Consider the following 18,634-nt stretch of genomic DNA (forward strand, 5'->3'; position numbering starts at 1 on the left):
TCGATCCCAGGAGTTGCTACCGATGGAATTATCCTCACTGACCGCCGTTTCCCCCGTTGATGGACGCTACGGTGATAAAGTCAGCGCACTGCGCCCCATTTTCAGCGAATACGGTCTGCTGAAATTCCGCGTACAGGTTGAAGTACGTTGGCTGCAAAAACTGGCGGCCTGCGCAGAAATCAAGGAAGTTCCCGCTTTTGACGCCGACGCAAACGCTTTCCTCGACAAAATCGTCGCGGAATTCAATGAAGAAGACGCTCAGCGCATCAAAACCATCGAGCGCACCACCAACCACGACGTGAAAGCGGTCGAGTATTTCCTGAAGGAAAAAGTGGCGGCGGTGCCTGCGCTGCACGCGGTGTCCGAGTTCATCCACTTTGCCTGCACCTCCGAAGACATCAACAACCTGTCGCACGCGCTGATGCTGCAAAGCGCCCGTCAGGACGTGGTATTGCCTTACTGGCGCAAGATCATCGACGCGCTGAAAAGGCTGGCGCTGGAATACCGCGATATTCCGCTGCTGTCGCGCACCCACGGCCAGCCGGCGACCCCGTCGACCGTCGGCAAAGAGTTCGCCAACGTGGCTTACCGCATGGAACGCCAGTACCGCCAGCTGGAGCGCGTGGAGATCATGGGTAAAATCAACGGTGCGGTCGGCAACTACAACGCCCACATCGTCGCTTACCCGGAAGTGGACTGGCACCAGTTCAGCGAGGCGTTCGTGACCTCGCTCGGCATCACCTGGAACCCGTACACCACCCAGATCGAGCCGCATGACTACATCGCTGAGCTGTTCGACTGCGTAGCGCGTTTCAACACCATCCTGATCGACTTCGACCGCGATATCTGGGGCTACATTGCCCTGAACCACTTCAAGCAGAAGACCATCGCCGGTGAAATCGGTTCTTCCACCATGCCGCACAAGGTCAACCCGATCGACTTCGAAAACTCCGAAGGCAACCTGGGCCTGGCCAACGCCGTGCTGGGCCACCTGGCGGGCAAACTGCCGGTGTCCCGCTGGCAGCGCGACCTGACCGACTCCACCGTGCTGCGTAACCTGGGCGTAGGCCTGGGCTACGCGCTGATCGCCTATCAGGCCACCCTGAAAGGCATCAGCAAGCTGGAAGTGAACCAGGCGCACCTGCTGGACGAACTGGATCACAACTGGGAAGTGCTGGCCGAGCCGATCCAGACCGTGATGCGCCGATACGGCATCGAGAAGCCTTACGAGAAGCTGAAAGAGCTGACCCGCGGCAAGCGCGTGGACGCCGCCGGCATGCAGGCATTCATCGATGGCCTGGCGCTGCCGGAAGAAGAGAAAACCCGTCTGAAGGCGATGACCCCGGCCAACTACATCGGCCGCGCCACCACCATGGTCGACGAGCTGAAGTAAGCGCTTTAGCCCGATAAAAAGGCGGCCCGCGGGCCGCCTTTTTGCTTATCATTCGCCGCGCAACACCTGCAGCCGGGCTATCTGCTGCCCCTGTGCATCGAAGTTATCCTCGCTCAGCCAGCGCGCCAGCGCCTGCCGCACCGCCGGCCAGCGATCGGCGGTGATGGCGAACCAGTCGGTATCCCGGCTGCGCCCCTTGACGATCACCGCAAAGCGGAAGTTGCCCTCGTAGCGAAAGCCAAAGCGCAGCGCGGCCTGGCGGGACGGCGCGTTATGGCTGTCGCACTTCCACTCGCAGCGGCGGTAGCCCAGCGTGTCGAAGGCATAGCGCAGCAGCAGCGCGATGGCTTCGGTGGCGCTGGAGCGCTGTTTCATCAACGGCGACCAGCTGACGTGGCCGATCTCCAGCACGCCGTTGGCCTCGTCGATGCGCATCAGCGCCACCGTGCCCACCGGCGCGTCGCTGGCGGCGTCGAACACCGTCAGATTGACCAGCGCCGGGTTGGCCTGCAGCGTCTCCAGATGTTGCAACATCGCCGCCGGCGTATCGGGCCGTTCAATAGACAGATAGGTCCAGTCGCGGCCGTCCGGCGCCAGTTGAAACGCCTCGAACAGCGCGGCGTAATCCCGCTGCGGCTCGAGCGGCGCCAACGAGCAGAAACGCCCGCCGAGCGTCGCGCCGCCCGGGCGGCGAGCCGGCTGCCAATCCGGCATCGGTTCCCCGACCGGCTGACCATAACGATTCATTGCCATAAACGCCCTCCTGCGATTAACGGGAATAAACGATAAACGAGCTTCTTCTGCCGATTTTGTCGTACAGCGAGCGCGCCGGCGCGTTGTACTCCTGGGTCATCCAGTAGACCCGATCGCTGCCGCGCGTCTCTGCCAATCGGTACGCCTGTTCGAACAGCTTTTCCGACACCTTGTGGCCGCGCGCCTGCGGCGACACATAGAGATCTTCGATATAACAATAGCCGACCGCGCTCCAGGTGGACGGGTGGAACACCAGGTTCATCAGCCCCAGCAGCCGTCCCTCGGCATCCTCCGCCACCAGCCCGTACACCTGTTCATCCTGCCCCAGGCGTTCGAAGGTGCGATCGGTCACCTGCGGCGCCACGTCGGCGCGGTAAAAATCGAGATAGCCCTGCCACAGCGCCAGCCATTGCGCTTTGTCGTCGCCATTGATTCTGCGGATAGTCACTTCAGGGTTGGATGGGTTCATAGCGCCTCACGGAGTAAGATATTATTTCCATTAGGGAAATAATCGGATAGCGGCAGAATACACCGCGCAGCGGCGGCGCAATACGGACCAATTCAAAACGCAGAGCAGACCAATTTTAACCGTCGCTTGCCGCCGGCAGCGCGCTGAACACCTGCGCCAACGCAGTGATAAAGCGCACGATCTCATCCGGCGTATAGGCCGAGAAGCCGAGCACCAACGCCCCGCGCTGCGGCGTACCGGTGTAGAAGTCCGCCAGGCCGTACAGCCGTATCCCCCGTTCGGCCGCCGCCACCACCAGCCGCCGCTCCGTTGCCGCATCCGCCAACGGGCAAACCAGCTGCAGCCCGCCCTGCGGCAACGCCGGACGCGTCCAGGCTGCCAGGTGACGATGCACCGCGTCGTACAACGCGTCCAGCCGCGCCTTGTACAACGTGCGCATATTGCGCAGATGCTCGGCGTAGCCGCCCTCGTGCAGGAAATGGAACAGCGTCATCTGCGCCAGCGCCGACGTGTAGCCGTCCTGAAACTGCCTGGCGGCGACCAACGGCCGCACCAGCTGCGGCGGCGCAATCATGAAGCCGATGCGCAGCCCCGGAAACAGCGTCTTGCTGAAGGTGCCGATGTACAGTGTACGCCCGCCGCCGTCCAACCCCTGCAGCGCCGCCTTGGTTTGCCGGTCGTAGTTGAACTCGGCGTCGTAGTCGTCTTCGATGATCCAGGCCCGTTGCCGCTGCGCCCACTGCAACAACGCCAGCCGCCGATCGAGACTCAGCGAATACCCCAGCGGATAGTGATGGGACGGCGTGATGTAAACGCCTCGTCCGCCGCCCGAGGCCTGCATCAATTGCCCGACGTCCAGCCCCTGTTCGTCGATGCCGATCGGCCGCGCCTGCAGACCCGCCGACTGCACCAGTTTTTTCGCTCCCTGATAACCCGGTTCTTCGACGAACACCGCATCGCCGGGATCGAACAGCACCTGCGTACACAGCGCCAACGCCTGCTGAGAGCTGGTCACCACGATCACCTGTTCCGCCGTCGCCTTGACGCCCCGCTCCCGCTGCAGATAGTGCGCGATCTCCGCACGCAGCTCCGGCAGCCCTTGCGGATCGGCATACCCCAACAACCGCTCGCCGTGCCGCCGCAGCGCCTGCTTTTCCTGCTGCAGCCATTGCTCGATGGGGAACGCCCGCAGGTCTGCCAGCGAAGGCGTCAGCGAAGCCTGGCGACAAGTGTGCGGCGTATGGCTGACTGCCAGCAGCGCCCGGCCGCGATCGCTCAGCTCAGGCTCCGCCAGCCGCGCCTCTTGCCCCGTCGCCGTCGCCAGCAGTTCGCGGCCGAGCAGCGTGTCACTGCGATAACGCACAAAGCTGCCGCGCCCCACCGTTCGGCTGATGAACCCCTCCGCTTCCAGCCGCGCGTAGGTCTGTTCCACCGTGTCGCGCGCCACCGTCAGCCGGGCCGCCAACACACGGCTCGGCGGCAGCTTCGTCCGCCAGGCCAGTTCTCCGGCGGCAATCAGTTGCAACAGAGCCTGATGCAGCGCCGAACGTCGGGTCAGACCTTGCCGCCGCTGCTGCGCGAAGGCGGCCAGGATAGCTGCATCGTCCGCGTGTCGTGGGGTGTCGCTCATGGGGAATTTGTGTCTCCTGATTCAGGGTACCGACGCACTACTCTACCTCATTTCCTTCCAGCGGCGGTGGCAGTTGCGCTGCCCGGCGAAATCCCCTTAAATAAGCCATCGCATTGCGGCTACAGGACTTCCGTCGGCTATGAGCAAGGAGACCAACCAGCGTCTGCTGGACAAACTGCAGCAGGATCTGGCCAGCGCGGGCGCGATGCCGCTGTATTTGCGCTTCAACGCCTCAGTGCGCCAGGCTATCGATCAAGGATTGCTGAATGCGGGGGATTTTTTGCCCAGCGAGCGCCTGTTCACCGAACGGCTCGGCATCTCGCGCATCACGGTGCGCAAAGCGCTGGCCTGCCTCGAGCAGGACGGCATCATCGGCCGTTCGCGCGGCTACGGCACCTTTATTCAACCGCAACGGCCCGAGCCGAAGCTGTTCTATTCATTGGCGGACGTCAAAGGATTCTCGCGTGAGGTGATACAGCAAGGGCGCCGGCCGGACACGCAGTGGATCAGCCGCGAACGGATGCCCGCCGGCGTTGAACTGGCTGAAAAGCTCCAGCTGGCGGCCGGAACGCCGATCTACCAACTCAAACGCATTCACTTGATCGATCGGCGGCCAATGTCGGTGGCGGTGTCCTACGTGGTGGTGACGGCAATTGTCAACGTCGACGAGATCGGCATTTCGCTGTACGACTACTTCCGGCGCAATAAGGTCGAGATGGGATCGCTGCGCAGCCAGGTCAGCGCGGCGATGGCCGACGACGATATCCGCCAGGCGCTGCGGCTCTCGGAGCCAATGCCGCTGCTGATCGTGCGCCAGACGCTGTTCGACCACCATAAAAAGCCGATCGAATACAGCGAAAGCTTCTGCCGCAGCGACATGTACGAATTTACCAGCGAAAGTTGACCCGTTGCGTCACGCGGCCGCTCACGCCTCGCCCTGCCGGCGGCGGCGAAAACGCGCGAACGCCTGAACGTAAGCCTCGATATCCAGCAGATTCACCCGTTTTAACGCCGCCAGCAATCCGGGTTCGATCGCTTCTGCGCCGCGCAGCGCGCCGCAAATCGCGGTGGCCATCGCGCCAATGGTGTCGGTGTCGCCGCCCAGGTTGGCGCACAGCACGGCGCACTGTGTAGGGTCGGTTTGCGCCAGCTGCACCATCGCCAGCGCCGCCGGCACCGACTCGATGGTGCTCACCCCGGCGCCGATCAGCTGATACACCCGTTCGGAGGCCTGCTCGGTGTCGGTGGCTTCATCCACCACCTGAAACGCCAGTTCGATACGCGCCGCCAGCGAGGGGCTGAACGTCGTCTCCTGCCGGCGCTGGGCATACTCCGCCACCCCCGGCAATGCCAGGCGAATCGAGGCCCAGTCCGCCCCCTCCACCGCCCGCGCAACGGCCCAGGCGATCGCCACTGCACCGGCAACGGCGATGTCGGATTTGTGCGTCGGGCTGCAGGCCAGCCACACCTGCTGGCAGAAATCCTCCAGAGGCGCGGACGGCAGCACGCAGCCCAAAGGCGAAATGCGCATCGCCGCACCATTGGTGATGCCGTTGTTTTCCAACTCGGCGATCGGCGTGCCCGCTTTCTGCTCGCTCAGCGCCAGTTTGGAACTGGGGCCGAGAATGTTCTTGTTGAAGGCGTCAAAACTGTCCACCCAGCGGATCACGTTGCGGGCAATCAGTTCCGGCACCACCTCGCCTTCCGCTTCCCGCAGCGCATCGGCCAGCGCCAACGCCATCGCGGTATCGTCGGTATATTGCCCGGCCTTGAAGTAACAGGCGGCGGTGTTCTCCGCCGGCCCATCGAGAAAGCCGTCTATCCAGCCGAAATGGCGCTTAACCCGCTCGCGCGGCCACAGCTCGGAAGGCATGCCGAGCGCGTCGCCCAGCATCTGTCCGTAAAGTGCGCCCGCTATGCGTTCTGCCTGGGTTAACTGCTTCATCCGTCGCTCCTGAGAAAATATGCCGATGCCTCAATAATACCTTATTAGTACCTTTAAAGCTTATCAAGCGCCCCGGTTCACACTTTCCTTTCTGGCAATGCCCGGCGCGTTTAAGTTGCGTTTAACGTTGCCCCGCCGCTGTTTATCCGACGTTTATCAGAACTTGTCGATAATGTCGGCGAACAAATTGATAACGCTTATTTTAATACATTGCTTCGGCTCTCTTGCGGGCCGAGCGGGTTATACCTACCATAGCCTCAGCACTTTTTGTCAAAATGGTTCAGGTGGCCGCGTTATCCCCTGACACGCCGCAGAGCGTGTTCCCTTTTATCGCGTGGGTGACAGGACGTTCACCCGCACAGTCACAGGAGTTCGCCATGCGAGTACTGGTTGTTGAAGATAATGGTTTGCTGCGCCACCACCTTTCCGTTCAGATGCGCGAGATGGGCCATCAGGTCGACGCGGCCGAAGACGCCAAGGAAGCCGATTACTTCCTGCAGGAACACGCGCCGGATATCGCCATCGTCGATCTCGGCCTGCCGGGTGAAGACGGCCTGAGCCTGATCCGCCGCTGGCGCGCGCACCAGACCAAGCTGCCGATCCTGGTGCTGACCGCCCGCGAAAGCTGGCAGGACAAAGTGGCGGTGCTGGAAGCCGGCGCCGACGACTATGTCACCAAGCCGTTCCACCTGGAAGAAGTGATCGCCCGCATGCAGGCGCTGATGCGCCGCAACAGCGGCCTGGCTTCGCAGGTGATCGTGCTGCCGCCGTTCCAGATCGATCTGTCGCGCCGCGAACTGAGCGTTAACGATCGGCAAATCAAGCTGACCGCTTTTGAATACACCATCATCGAAACCCTGATCCGCAACGCCGGCAAGGTGGTGAGCAAGGATTCGTTGATGCTGCAGCTTTACCCGGACGCCGAACTGCGTGAAAGCCATACCATCGACGTGCTGATGGGCCGCTTGCGTAAAAAAGTGCAGGCGGAATACCCCCATGAAGTGATTACCACGGTACGTGGCCAGGGCTACCGTTTTGACGCGAAGTGAACATGATGTTCAACAAGAATAAAAAACCGTTTTCGCTACGTGCACGCTTCCTGATGGCGACCGCCGGGGTGATCCTGGCGCTGTCGCTCTCTTACGGTTTGGTGGCGGTCGTCGGCTACATCGTCAGCTTCGACAAGACCGCCTTCCGCCTGCTGCGCGGCGAGAGCAACCTGTTCTTCAGCCTGGCGCAGTGGAAAGACAACAAGCTCACCATTGCCATTCCCCCCGATATCGATCTCAACTTCCCCACGCTGGTGTTTATCTATGACGATAAAGGCAACCTGCTGTGGAGCCAGCGCAAAGTGCCGGAGCTGGAGAAGCTGATCAACAAGGAATGGCTGGAAGAGGCCGGCTTTTACGAAATTGATACCGATACCCGCATCAGTAGCGAAGTGCTGGGGGACAACCCCAAAGCGCAGGATCAGCTGAAGAATTATGACGATACCGATCAGAACGCGCTGACTCACTCGGTGGCGGTCAACACCTATGCCGCCACGCCTCGCCTGCCGGCGCTGACCATCGTGGTGGTCGACAGCATTCCGCAGGAGCTGCAGCGATCCGACGTGGTGTGGGAGTGGTTCAGCTACGTGCTGTTGGCCAACCTGCTGCTGGTGGTGCCGCTGCTGTGGCTGGCGGCCTACTGGAGCCTGCGGCCGATCAAGGCGCTGGTCAATCAGGTGGGCGAGCTGGAGAACGGCGAGCGCGATCAGCTGGATGAGAACCCGCCCAGCGAGCTGCGCGGGCTGGTGCGCAATCTGAACATTCTGGTGCGCAACGAACGCCAGCGCTACACCAAGTATCGCACCACGCTGTCGGATCTGACCCACAGCCTGAAAACGCCGCTGGCGGTGCTGCAAAGCACCCTGCGCTCGCTGCGCAGCGGCAAACAGACCACCATCGAAGAAGCCGAGCCGATCATGCTGGATCAGATCGGCCGCATCTCGCAGCAGATCGGTTACTACCTGCACCGGGCCAGCATCAACTCCGGCCAGACGGTGTTGACGCGCGAGATCCACTCGGTACCGGCGCTGCTCGACAGCCTGGTGGTGGCACTGAACAAGGTTTACCAGCGCAAAGGGGTGGCGATCACGCTGGACATCTCGCCGGAAGTGACCTTTATGGGCGAGAAGAACGACTTTATGGAAGTGATGGGCAACGTGTTGGAAAACGCCTGCAAATACTGCCTGGAGTTCGTGGAAATCACCTCGCTGCACTCCGAGAAAAACCTCACCATCGTCATCGACGACGACGGCCCGGGGATCCCGGAAAGCAAGCGCCAGCTGATCTTCCAGCGCGGCCAGCGGGTGGATACCCTGCGCCCTGGCCAGGGCCTCGGCCTGTCGGTGGCAGCAGAGATCATCGAGCAGTACGACGGCGAAATCGTCATCAGCGACAGCCCGCTCGGCGGCGCGCGCATGCAGGTGACCTTTGCCCGTCAGCACGACACCCACCACAACGAGTAAATTATGCCTCTTCGGCCCCGATCCACGGGGCCAAACTTCCGTTATAATCGCACACAGGCTCACTCCTCTCTCCTGGAATAGAACATGGATTATCAATTAGACCTGGACTGGAACGATTTTTTGCAACGTTATTGGCAAAAGCGTCCGGTGATTCTCAAGCGCGGCTTCAAAAACTTTATCGATCCGATCTCCCCGGATGAGCTGGCCGGGCTGGCGATGGAAAATGAAGTGGACAGCCGCCTGGTCAGCCACCAGGACGGCCGTTGGCAGGTTGCGCACGGCCCCTTCGAGAGCTTCGATCACCTGAGCGAAAACAACTGGTCGCTGCTGGTGCAGGCGGTGGACCACTGGCATGAGCCTTCCGCGGCGCTGATGCGCCCATTCCGCCAACTGCCGGACTGGCGGATGGATGACCTGATGATCTCCTTCTCGGTACCGGGCGGCGGCGTCGGCCCGCACCTCGATCAGTACGACGTGTTCATCATTCAGGGTACCGGCCGCCGCCGCTGGCGCGTCGGGGAAAAAACGCCGCTGAAACAACACTGCCCGCATCCGGATCTGCTGCAGGTAGAGCCGTTCGACGCCATCATCGACGAAGAGATGGAGCCGGGCGACATTCTCTACATTCCGCCGGGCTTCCCGCACGAAGGCTACGCGCTGGAAAACGCGCTCAATTATTCGGTGGGCTTCCGCGCACCGAACGGCCGCGAGCTGGTGAGCGGCTTCGCCGATTACGTGCTGGCGCGCGAGCTGGGCAGCAAGCGCTACGGCGATCCGGACGTTAAACTGCGCGAACACCCGGCGGAGATCCTGCCGCAGGAAGTGGACGCCTTACGGCAGATGATGCTGGATCTGGTGCAACAGCCGGAACACTTCCAGCACTGGTTCGGCGAGTTTATCTCCCAGTCGCGCCACGAGCTGGATCTGGCGCCGCCGGAACCGCCGTATCAGGCCGGGGAAATCTACGAGCTGCTGCAACAGGGTGAAGCGCTGCAGCGCCTGGGCGGGTTGCGCGTGCTGCGCGTCGGCGATCGCTGCTTCGTCAACGGCGAGCTGATCGACACCGACCAGCTGCAGGCCGCAGACGCCCTGTGCCAGAACTTCAGCGTCGACGCCGCCCTGCTCGGCGACGCGGTAGACGACCCGTCGTTCCTGGCGCTGCTGACCGCGCTGGTCAACAGCGGGTATTGGTATTTTAACGACTGAGTTCTCGGGACCGTGGCTCCTGTTGAACATATATAACGGCCCGCTTATGCGGGCCTTTTCTTTGGGGTGTAAAAAGTTGGCAACACTTCGACACATGGAAACAAAATATTAATAGTTGTGAAACTGAAACGAAATAATATTGAACTACCTTTTTAATACATTAACGAAATTTCATGGACGATGAAAAATGGAAAATTACGTAATACAAGGAAAGGTCATTAAATTACTACGTATGGACTACCCCAAAGTTAATCATTTTCATACGGATATACGCTTACTTTTAGACAGAACACAAATATTGATTCAGAATACATCCTTTGAATACAGGCAATTACTGGAAAATGCAAACCAGGTAATTGAGGATAAAAGGATCCAACCATTACAGCATCGCTTAAGCGCCTATGTGGATCTCGACATATTTCCCAGCGAAAACTCAACAAGCCAGAACGAAGCCATCTTCTATCATCAGTTTTACCCCACGCTTTCCGACATCGTTAACAATAATCTATCATTTATCCAATTCATTGAAAAAATAGGAAGTGAAATAACGAGACGGTCGATCCCCGTTAGAAAAGCAAATATAAGAACTGTCCCCGATAAGGATGGAAGCTACACTGAATTCATTGATATTTCACTATTAAGCGAATCACTCTCCAACCTGCGAGAGTACGCAAAGGGAAATAGCGATGAAAACAAATTACTTCATGCTATCATTTTCGCAGTCATGTTTATGCATATCCACCCTCTGCAAGATGGGAATGGACGCGCCGCCAGAATCCTTTTTAATCTCATGCTACAAATAAAGCCGCTTAGCTACCTCCCTCTTACTGAGCTTTGTCATTTTGCACGAAGTGGTTATGTACTTAGCTTACGCGAAGCCTTTTTATTTTCCGAATGGGACAACATTATTAAGTTTTATTGTAATTGCATCCACCTGCTTTACGGTTCTGCAACGAGTGAGTTAACTAGCATGCAGTAAACATTGCATGCTACTTAGCTAATTTAATGACAATGGAGTATATATGTTAACTGAAAAAGACATTCTGTTAATCAAGACAACCACCATGACCGATACTCAGGTCGATAAAATCAGTACGCAGCGATAGCTGAGCTTGGCATGAAATAGAATTTGTTTATCAAATGATTTTCAAGAGTATGGTGTGGGCCCGCATCATACTGTAAAGAAGATTAAAGGTAAAAAGATGGAAAAAATACTATTTTTATTGAAATATTTCAACAAGTCATCAAGTTACACAGTAAAACGTCAATTTTACACTTTGATTTTAATCTCGGTGATCGCCACATTTTTATTTTCTGTGCAACCGGTAATTATGGCTTACCTAATCAATGCCATTGAGGAAAAAGAATTCAGTTTATCTCTTTCCATCATTACCCTTGCTATCAGTTATATCGCCATTATGAGCATGCGAAAGCTCTCTTCAGCATTAAATTTCATATTAATCACATCGCTACGTAATAATGTCGTGATCAACATGACTGATAATTATTTTAAAAGCCTTTTCAATTTGAAAGAAGTAAATAGCCATGAAAACACGGGAGATATCACCCAACGTTTAAATCAGGCTATAGATGAATTGACAATTTTACTGAGAAATATCTCACACAACCTACTCCCCCCTCTATTCCAGCTAGGATTCAGCATTACAATTATTTTATTATCCGGAGACTACCTCGTATCATCACTATTCTTAATTTATTTTACCCTTTACCTTCACACTAAGAAAAAATTCAACAAAAAAATCTCTGAACTTTACTCTGACTTTTACTCTACCTCGGTAAAAAAATACAGCATCATCACTGACAGCGTTAAGAACATGGAGGCTGCCAGAGTTTGCAATACATATGATTTTTTATTTAACAGGTACAAAACACTCCTTAACAAGATTGAAGATAAACATGAGGCATTACTCAAAACAGATTTCAAACTCTTACTTATTGAAGCATTACTAAGTATCTTTTTCTTCGGCTCATCGTTTTTACTTTCTCTTTATTTGGTTATAAGCAAGGGGATTACCTTAGGTCACTTTGTCATGATAGCCTCTTACATCATGTTATTGGCGACTCCCTTAGAGAACATCGGCTCCATGTATACGGCGATGCAAAAGTCCACAGCATCTTTATATACATTTATTACATCAATCAAGCCACCGACAACTCAAAACTCTCACACCGCCGATTTACAAGACACGGCAGTTTCGATCACGCTAAGAGATGTGCAATATTCATATGATAAAAACGGGAAATATGCCATTAAAAATATGAACATTGAATTCTCGCACGCTGGCTTTTTCACTTTAACGGGACCTAGCGGAGCAGGAAAAAGCACGTTAGCAAAATTGATTTCAGGTGAACTGGAACCTGATGCGGGAAGGATATATTTAAACAGCAGTGAAATAAATGCACTCTCAATTAAACAGCGCGCTGAAATAATTTTCCACGTCACTCAAAATGACTATATATTTATGGACACACTCCGATTTAACCTGAAAATTGCGTGCCCAGATGCCTCTGATGAAAAACTCCTTATGGCTTTGAAACACGCACAACTCAATGACCTTCCACTTAATAATTCAACCTCGTTATTGGATCTCAGAATTGGCGACAATGGCATGACATTATCCGGAGGGCAGCGCCAGCGATTATCTTTGGCTCGACTGTTTTTACGTCACCCTAAAATTATCATTTTGGATGAAGTGACTTCATCTCTTGATATCATTAATGAAAGAGAGGTACTGGGAAACATCAAAGCCGCTTATCCATCTTCTATCGTGATTAATATCAGCCATCGACGTTCCACCTTCGATTACTCAGATGAAATCATCGTGCTGGATCAACAAGGCATTGCAGATAGGGGGGAGCTGTCCTCATTGGCTGATAGAAACATCTATATTCAATCCATTCTGCATAAAAATACATTGGACGCCGCTGTCTGAAAGAATCAATACCAACACCCCGACAGCATCAGTAGCGTAACCAGGCTCGTCATCCAATGTACCAATCATAAAGTTTTTATCCCTGGCGCGCCTGTGCGCGGTAATCCGCCAGTTCCCCCGCCGCCATGCCCGCCTGCTCCGCCGCCAAGCCAATCTGCTGCCAGGTAGTGGCATCGATCGGGATGCCCTGCTCCAGCCGCGCCGCGCGGTTGGCGTCTTCCCACTCTCCCGGGACGGCGATCGGCTGTTCGCCGCTCGGCGGCGACGCCTTCACCCAACCGATAAACGCTTCGGCCTCGGCCTGCATTTGCGGGGCGTCGAACGCCTGAGGATCGAGGATCAGGGTCGTCATGCAATTGAAGATGGCGTCGCTGTCGGCTTTCAACGTGGCGTCGTGGGTGGTGCGGCCGCCGGAGAGCGCGCCGCCGAGGATCTCGCACATCGCCGCCAGCGCATAGCCTTTGTGCAAGCCGAACGGCAGCAGCGAACCGAACGGCGCTTCATGCATCACCTTCGGTTCGGCAGTTGGCTGCCCGTGTTCGTCGATCAGATAGCCCGGCGCCACCGACAGCCCTTTGTTATAGGCTACCCGGGTTTTGCCGAAGGCGATACCGCTGGTGGCAAAATCCAACAGCAGCGGCGTGCGGCCCGGCCGCGGGAAAATGGCGCAGAACGGGTTGGTGCCGAAGCGACGATCGCTGCCGCCGAACGGCGCCACCATCGGATCGCCCACCACGTTGACGAAGTGAATCGAAATGAAACCGGCGCGGGCACACTGCTCCGCCCAATGGCCGATGCGGCCGATATGGTGCGCGTTGTGCAGCGCCACCGCCGCCAGGCCCAGCTTGCCGGCGCGTTCAATGCCCAGCGCCATCGCTTCGCTGGCCACCACCTGACCGAAGCCGCGTGCGCCGTCGAGCGTCAGCACTGCGCCGGCGTCGCGCACCACCTCGGCATGCTGATTGAGCTGCAATTGCCCCTGCGCCAACGACGCCATGTAGCTGGGGATCATGCCGACGCCGTGCGAGTCGTGCCCGGCCAGATTGGCCTGCACCAGATGATTGGCCACCAGCTCGGCTTCACGCGCCGTGCTGCCGGCCTGGCGCCAAATCGCCTGAACGAACTGCGCCAAATGCGGGCTGGCGATACGGTATTCGGTGCTCATCATGCGGTCCTTATGCGTGGGGAATAGGCTTCCACACTATGAGCAACGCCTTGTTACGGCAAGCGATTATGCCGATCGCAAGCGTCCTGTTTACCGCGCCCGCTCGGCGGCCAGCGCTGCGATGCGCATGATCACCGCCACCGCTTGCTCCATGCCTTCCAGGGTCACGAACTCGTGCTTGCCGTGGTAGTTGTAGCCGCCGGTGAACAGGTTCGGGCACGGCAGGCCGCGGAACGACAGCTGGGCGCCGTCGGTGCCGCCACGGATCGGCTTCATCACCGGTTCGATGTCGCAATCGCGCATCGCCTGCTGCGCCAGCGCGATCACGTGCGGGTGCTCCGCCACCTGTTCGCGCATGTTGTAATAACTGTCTTCGATGCTCACTTCTATATAGCAATCGCGCGGCAAGCCTTTGCCGACCTCGCGGGCGATGTCCACCATCTTGCGCTTGCGCGCCTCAAACCCCTCGCGCTCGAAGTCGCGCAGGATATAGTGCATTTCGGCGCGCTCTACGCTGCCCTTGATGCTGCTGAGGTGATAAAAGCCCTGGTAGCCTTCGGTGGTCTCCGGCGTTTCATCCGCCGGCAGCGCCTGATGAATGCGGGTGGCCAGCGACAGCGCGTTGACCATCACGCCCTTGGCGCTGCCGGGGTGCACGCTGTTGCCGAGGATTTTGATCGTCACCGAGGCGGCGTTGAAGTTCTCGCACTCCAACTCGCCGACGCCGCCGCCGTCCACGGTGTAAGCCCATTCGGCGTTGAAGGCCGCCACGTCGAACAGCTGCGCCCCCTTGCCCACCTCCTCGTCCGGGGTGAAGGCCACGCGGATGTCGCCGTGCGGGATTTTGCGCGCGCGCAGGCGCACCATGGCGGTGAGGATCTCGGCGATGCCGGCCTTGTCGTCGGCGCCCAGCAGCGTTTTGCCGTCGGTGGTGATCAGGGTCTGCCCCAGCATCTGGTGCAGGATCGGGAACATCACCGGCGACAGCACTTCATCGCCGATGCCGAGCGCGATGTCGCCGCCGCGATAGTTCTCGACGATCTGCGGATTGACGTTTTTGCCGCTGAAATCCGGCGAGGTATCCAGATGGGCGATGAAACCGACCGCCGGCACTGGCCAGGCGACGTTGCCCGGCCAGGTGCCCATCACGCAGCCGTGTTCGCTGAGCGACACCCGCTCGAAGCCGAGCGCGATCATTTCCTGCTGCAACGCGCGCGCCAGCTTCAACTGCCCGTCGGTGCTCGGCACATGCTTTACGTTCGCTTTGGACTGGGTGTCGAAAGAGACGTAGTTGAAAAAGCGGTCAAGTAATTTGTCCATGGTAGCGGCCCCTCAGAATATCGCGTTTCATTATGCGGAACCGATCAGGATCAAATATTGCGTCAGGTCATTTTTAACCAGAATTCGCCAATATCATTAATCTTTGTGATGATTTCTGAGGGAAATAACGCTGTCATCACAGGGTCATTTGTCGCTATCATGATGAAAAACGCGGCATCTGGGCCGGATCGGCTTTCAATTCCGGCATTCAGCGTCTATCATGCGCGCTCGAAAAATTTCCATTGGCGTAACTGGTTTGAGCTTCATTTGATCAGCGGGCATCCCGCAAGCTCCGGCAGTCTTTTCCAGTTGCGGTTCTATCTGCATTAGCCCACGGGATAGAGTAATACGATAAATGACTGAGACATCCTCTCCGACTCCCCTTGTTGAACTGCATGCCCTGAGCAAAGCGTTCGATGGCAAAACCATCATTGCCGATCTCGAACTGGCGATTAACCACGGCGAATTCCTCACCATTCTCGGCCCCTCCGGCTGTGGCAAAACCACGGTGCTGCGCCTGATCGCTGGTCTTGAAGACGCCGATTTGGGCCGCATCGTGCTCGACGGCCAGGACATCACCGCCATTCCGGCCGAACATCGCCACGTCAACACCGTGTTTCAGAGCTATGCCCTGTTTCCGCACATGTCGGTGTTCGACAACGTCGCCTTCGGCCTGCGCATGCAAAAGGTGCCGGCGGCGGAACTGACGCCGCGCGTCGAAGAGGCGCTGCGCATGGTGCAACTGGATGCGTTCGCCCAGCGGCGGCCGGGCCAGCTCTCCGGCGGCCAACAGCAACGCGTGGCCATCGCCCGCGCCGTGGTTAACAAGCCGAAGGTGCTGCTGCTGGACGAATCGCTCTCGGCGCTGGACTACAAGCTGCGCAAACAGATGCAGAACGAGCTGAAGGCGCTGCAGCGCAAGCTGGGCATCACCTTCGTGTTCGTCACCCACGATCAGGAAGAAGCGCTGACCATGTCGGATCGCATCGTGGTGATGCGCGAAGGCCGCATCGAGCAGGACGGCACGCCGCGTGAGATCTACGAAGAGCCGAAGAACCTGTTCGTCGCCAGCTTCATCGGCGAGATCAACATTTTCGACGCGGTGGTCTTGCAGCGCCTCGATCCGCAGCGGGTGCGCGCCAACGTCGAGGGCCGCGAGTGCGACATCTATGCCGATCTGCCGGTAGAGCCGGGCCAAAAGCTGAAGGTGCTGCTGCGCCCGGAGGATCTGCGGGTGGAAGAAGTGAACGACAGCGCGCAGCACGACGGGCTGATCGGCTACGTGCGCGAGCGCAACTACAAAGGCATGACGCTGGAGTCGGTGGTTGAGCTGGAGAGCGGCAAAACGGTGATGGTCAGCGAGTTCTTCAATGAAGACGATCCGGACGTCGACCACTCGCTCAACCAGAAGATGGCGGTGACCTGGGTTGAAAGCTGGGAGGTGGTGCTGGCCGATGAAGAAATCGCGTAAAGTCTTCCAGAATGTGGTGATCGTCGGCGTCGTCGCCTGGCTGTTGCTGTTCGTGTTCATGCCGAACCTGATGATCATCGCCACCAGCTTCCTGACCCGCGACGACGCCAACCTGGTGCAGATGGTGTTCACGCTGGACAACTACCGGCGCTTGTTCGACCCCTTGTACGCCCAGGTGCTGCTGCACTCGCTGAACATGGCGCTGATCGCCACCCTGTGCTGCCTGGCGATCGGCTATCCGTTCGCCTTTATCCTGGCGCGGTTGCCGCAGAAGGTGCGGCCGCTGCTGCTGTTTCTGCTGATCGTGCCCTTCTGGACCAACTCGTTGATCCGCATCTACGGCCTGAAGCTGTTTCTCAGCACCCGCGGCTATCTCAACGACGCGCTGCTGTGGATCGGCGTCATCGACAAGCCGCTGCGCATCATGTACACCTCGGAAGCGGTGATCCTCGGCCTGGTGTATATCCTGCTGCCGTTTATGGTGATGCCGCTCTACTCCAGCATCGAAAAGCTCGATAAGTCCTGCCTGGAGGCGGCGCGCGATCTCGGCGCCAGCAAGCTGCAGACCTTTATCCGCATCATCGTGCCGCTGACCATGCCGGGCATTATCGCCGGCTGCCTGCTGGTGGTGCTGCCGGCGATGGGGCTGTTCTTCGTCGCCGATCTGATGGGCGGCGCCAAGAATCTGCTGATCGGTAACGTGATTAAAAGCCAGTTCCTCAATATCCGCGACTGGCCATTCGGCGCGGCTACCAGCATCTGCCTGACGCTGGTGATGGGGCTGTTGCTGCTGGTCTATTACCGGGCCGCCCGTCTGTTGAACAAGAAGGAGGATCTGGCATGATCGGACGTCTGCTGCGCGGCGGCTTTATGACGCTGGTATACGCCTATCTGTATATCCCGATCGTCATCCTGATCGTCAACTCCTTCAACGCCTCGCGTTTCGGTATCAGTTGGCAAGGAGCCACCACCAAGTGGTACAGCACGCTGCTCAACAACGACAGCCTGCTGCAGGCCGCCGGCCATTCGCTGACCATGGCGGTGCTCTCCGCCACCTTCGCCACGCTGATCGGCTCGCTGACCGCGGTGGCGCTGTACCGCTACCGCTTCCGCGGCAAGCCGTTCGTCGGCGGCATGCTGTTCGTGGTGATGATGTCGCCGGACATCGTGATGGCCATCTCGCTGCTGGTGCTGTTCATGCTGCTGGGCATTTCGCTCGGCTTCTGGTCGCTGCTGTTCTCGCACATCACCTTTTGCCTGCCGTTCGTGGTAGTGACCGTCTACGCGCGCCTGAAAGGGTTCGACGTGAAGATGCTGGAAGCCGCGCGCGATCTCGGCGCAAGCGAGTTCACCATTCTGCGCAAGATCATTTTGCCGCTGGCGATGCCGGCGGTGGCGGCCGGCTGGCTGTTGAGCTTCACCCTGTCGATGGACGACGTGGTCGTCTCCTCCTTCGTCACCGGGCCGAGCTACGAGATTTTGCCGCTGAAGATCTATTCGATGGTGAAAGTCGGCGTCTCGCCGGAGGTCAACGCGCTGGCCACCATTTTGCTGCTGCTGTCGCTGGTGCTGGTGATCGCCAGCCAGTGGGTGATGCGCGATCGCTCGCCCAAGGCCGAATAACCCTTCCCGCCGGGCGCTGTGGCGCCCGGTTGTGATCCCCTTCACAACCGGCACCGGTTGTCATCCGCTGACCATCGGTGCCTATTTCCGCCCCGCCGATTGCAGCGGCGAAAACTTCCCCCTATAACTGAACCCAGGCAAGGTGCCTTATTTTTTCTCGCTTCCAGGGAGTTTATTCAGCAACGTCGTCATC

General features: G+C 58.0%; 17 protein-coding genes. 11 read left to right on the forward strand and 6 right to left on the reverse strand.

Annotated features, from left to right (window positions below; genetic code table 11):
- The first annotated feature begins 22 nt into the window (after positions 1-22).
- Positions 23-1,393, forward strand: a complete 1,371-nt coding sequence (gene purB / locus C9411_RS09305) for an adenylosuccinate lyase (RefSeq protein WP_063989609.1) — start codon at positions 23-25, stop codon at positions 1,391-1,393.
- A 48-nt stretch (positions 1,394-1,441) separates the two neighbouring features.
- Here purB and C9411_RS09310 read toward each other — a convergent pair whose 3' ends face one another.
- From C9411_RS09310 to C9411_RS09320, 3 genes are all read right to left on the reverse strand, one after another.
- Positions 1,442-2,146 (reverse strand): GNAT family N-acetyltransferase, encoded by a 705-nt coding sequence (locus C9411_RS09310; RefSeq protein WP_107226923.1) that lies wholly within the window; start codon positions 2,144-2,146, stop codon positions 1,442-1,444.
- A gap of 16 nt (positions 2,147-2,162) precedes the next feature.
- Positions 2,163-2,615 (reverse strand): GNAT family N-acetyltransferase, encoded by a 453-nt coding sequence (locus C9411_RS09315; RefSeq protein WP_063989607.1) that lies wholly within the window; start codon positions 2,613-2,615, stop codon positions 2,163-2,165.
- Positions 2,616-2,730: 115 nt separating this feature from the next.
- Positions 2,731-4,245 carry a PLP-dependent aminotransferase family protein gene (locus C9411_RS09320; protein WP_107226924.1) on the reverse strand — a complete coding sequence of 505 codons (1,515 nt, stop codon included), beginning with the start codon at positions 4,243-4,245 and terminating at the stop codon, positions 2,731-2,733.
- Between the two features lie 139 nt (positions 4,246-4,384).
- Here C9411_RS09320 and C9411_RS09325 point away from each other — a divergent pair, with 139 nt between their 5' ends.
- The gene (locus C9411_RS09325; RefSeq protein ID WP_107226925.1) at positions 4,385-5,149 is read left to right on the forward strand and encodes a GntR family transcriptional regulator; all 765 of its coding nucleotides are present in this window, start codon (positions 4,385-4,387) and stop codon (positions 5,147-5,149) included.
- Positions 5,150-5,170: 21 nt separating this feature from the next.
- Here C9411_RS09325 and C9411_RS09330 read toward each other — a convergent pair whose 3' ends face one another.
- The gene (locus tag C9411_RS09330; RefSeq protein WP_107226926.1) at positions 5,171-6,190 is read right to left on the reverse strand and encodes an ADP-ribosylglycohydrolase family protein; all 1,020 of its coding nucleotides are present in this window, start codon (positions 6,188-6,190) and stop codon (positions 5,171-5,173) included.
- A 377-nt stretch (positions 6,191-6,567) separates the two neighbouring features.
- Between C9411_RS09330 and phoP the strand changes: the two genes are divergently transcribed.
- The 5 genes from phoP to C9411_RS09355 all read left to right on the forward strand — a co-directional run bounded on the left by phoP (position 6,568) and on the right by C9411_RS09355 (position 12,862).
- Positions 6,568-7,239, forward strand: a complete 672-nt coding sequence (phoP, locus tag C9411_RS09335) for a two-component system response regulator PhoP (protein ID WP_025302513.1) — start codon at positions 6,568-6,570, stop codon at positions 7,237-7,239.
- 5 nt (positions 7,240-7,244) lie between these two features.
- Positions 7,245-8,702 carry a two-component system sensor histidine kinase PhoQ gene (gene phoQ, locus C9411_RS09340; protein ID WP_063990334.1) on the forward strand — a complete coding sequence of 486 codons (1,458 nt, stop codon included), beginning with the start codon at positions 7,245-7,247 and terminating at the stop codon, positions 8,700-8,702.
- Positions 8,703-8,786: 84 nt separating this feature from the next.
- Entirely contained in the window at positions 8,787-9,908 is a 1,122-nt protein-coding gene (locus C9411_RS09345; protein ID WP_033638200.1) for a cupin domain-containing protein, read from the forward strand.
- A gap of 187 nt (positions 9,909-10,095) precedes the next feature.
- Entirely contained in the window at positions 10,096-10,887 is a 792-nt protein-coding gene (locus C9411_RS09350) for a Fic family protein (protein ID WP_063989603.1), read from the forward strand.
- Positions 10,888-11,110: 223 nt separating this feature from the next.
- Positions 11,111-12,862, forward strand: a complete 1,752-nt coding sequence (locus tag C9411_RS09355) for an ATP-binding cassette domain-containing protein (RefSeq protein ID WP_107227001.1) — start codon at positions 11,111-11,113, stop codon at positions 12,860-12,862.
- A gap of 76 nt (positions 12,863-12,938) precedes the next feature.
- Here C9411_RS09355 and C9411_RS09360 read toward each other — a convergent pair whose 3' ends face one another.
- Positions 12,939-14,027, reverse strand: a complete 1,089-nt coding sequence (locus tag C9411_RS09360; RefSeq protein WP_107226927.1) for a malate/lactate/ureidoglycolate dehydrogenase — start codon at positions 14,025-14,027, stop codon at positions 12,939-12,941.
- Between the two features lie 90 nt (positions 14,028-14,117).
- Positions 14,118-15,347 (reverse strand): peptidase T, encoded by a 1,230-nt coding sequence (gene pepT, locus C9411_RS09365; RefSeq protein ID WP_063989602.1) that lies wholly within the window; start codon positions 15,345-15,347, stop codon positions 14,118-14,120.
- A gap of 57 nt (positions 15,348-15,404) precedes the next feature.
- On the opposite strand from pepT, the gene C9411_RS25585 reads away from it, so the two are divergent.
- The 4 genes from C9411_RS25585 to potC are packed head-to-tail and all read left to right on the forward strand — an operon-like array spanning position 15,405 to position 18,441.
- Entirely contained in the window at positions 15,405-15,677 is a 273-nt protein-coding gene (locus C9411_RS25585; RefSeq protein WP_127146169.1) for a hypothetical protein, read from the forward strand.
- 25 nt (positions 15,678-15,702) lie between these two features.
- Positions 15,703-16,818 (forward strand): spermidine/putrescine ABC transporter ATP-binding protein PotA, encoded by a 1,116-nt coding sequence (gene potA / locus C9411_RS09370; RefSeq protein WP_107226928.1) that lies wholly within the window; start codon positions 15,703-15,705, stop codon positions 16,816-16,818.
- Positions 16,802-17,662: a spermidine/putrescine ABC transporter permease PotB gene (gene potB / locus C9411_RS09375; RefSeq protein ID WP_063989600.1), complete on the forward strand. Its 861-nt coding sequence runs from the start codon at positions 16,802-16,804 to the stop codon at positions 17,660-17,662. The genes potA and potB overlap by 17 nt, the downstream gene beginning before the upstream one ends.
- A complete protein-coding gene (gene potC / locus C9411_RS09380; protein WP_047727722.1) occupies positions 17,659-18,441 on the forward strand; it encodes a spermidine/putrescine ABC transporter permease PotC in 783 nt (260 codons plus the stop codon). Before potB ends, potC begins: the two co-directional genes overlap by 4 nt.
- The last annotated feature ends 193 nt before the right edge of the window (positions 18,442-18,634 follow it).

The organism is Serratia sp. Nf2 (genome assembly GCF_003028435.1).
GTDB lineage: Bacteria > Pseudomonadota > Gammaproteobacteria > Enterobacterales > Enterobacteriaceae > Serratia > Serratia marcescens_L.

Bases quoted from the DNA above. Each gene is read 5' to 3' on its own strand.
- purB (WP_063989609.1), top strand. From the start codon at position 23: ATGGAATTATCCTCACTGACCGCCGTTTCCCCCGTTGATGGACGCTAC.
- C9411_RS09310 (WP_107226923.1), bottom strand. From the start codon at position 2,146: ATGGCAATGAATCGTTATGGTCAGCCGGTCGGGGAACCGATGCCGGAT.
- C9411_RS09315 (WP_063989607.1), bottom strand. From the start codon at position 2,615: ATGAACCCATCCAACCCTGAAGTGACTATCCGCAGAATCAATGGCGAC.
- C9411_RS09320 (WP_107226924.1), bottom strand. From the start codon at position 4,245: ATGAGCGACACCCCACGACACGCGGACGATGCAGCTATCCTGGCCGCC.
- C9411_RS09325 (WP_107226925.1), top strand. From the start codon at position 4,385: ATGAGCAAGGAGACCAACCAGCGTCTGCTGGACAAACTGCAGCAGGAT.
- C9411_RS09330 (WP_107226926.1), bottom strand. From the start codon at position 6,190: ATGAAGCAGTTAACCCAGGCAGAACGCATAGCGGGCGCACTTTACGGA.
- phoP (WP_025302513.1), top strand. From the start codon at position 6,568: ATGCGAGTACTGGTTGTTGAAGATAATGGTTTGCTGCGCCACCACCTT.
- phoQ (WP_063990334.1), top strand. From the start codon at position 7,245: ATGTTCAACAAGAATAAAAAACCGTTTTCGCTACGTGCACGCTTCCTG.
- C9411_RS09345 (WP_033638200.1), top strand. From the start codon at position 8,787: ATGGATTATCAATTAGACCTGGACTGGAACGATTTTTTGCAACGTTAT.
- C9411_RS09350 (WP_063989603.1), top strand. From the start codon at position 10,096: ATGGAAAATTACGTAATACAAGGAAAGGTCATTAAATTACTACGTATG.
- C9411_RS09355 (WP_107227001.1), top strand. From the start codon at position 11,111: ATGGAAAAAATACTATTTTTATTGAAATATTTCAACAAGTCATCAAGT.
- C9411_RS09360 (WP_107226927.1), bottom strand. From the start codon at position 14,027: ATGAGCACCGAATACCGTATCGCCAGCCCGCATTTGGCGCAGTTCGTT.
- pepT (WP_063989602.1), bottom strand. From the start codon at position 15,347: ATGGACAAATTACTTGACCGCTTTTTCAACTACGTCTCTTTCGACACC.
- potA (WP_107226928.1), top strand. From the start codon at position 15,703: ATGACTGAGACATCCTCTCCGACTCCCCTTGTTGAACTGCATGCCCTG.
- potB (WP_063989600.1), top strand. From the start codon at position 16,802: ATGAAGAAATCGCGTAAAGTCTTCCAGAATGTGGTGATCGTCGGCGTC.
- potC (WP_047727722.1), top strand. From the start codon at position 17,659: ATGATCGGACGTCTGCTGCGCGGCGGCTTTATGACGCTGGTATACGCC.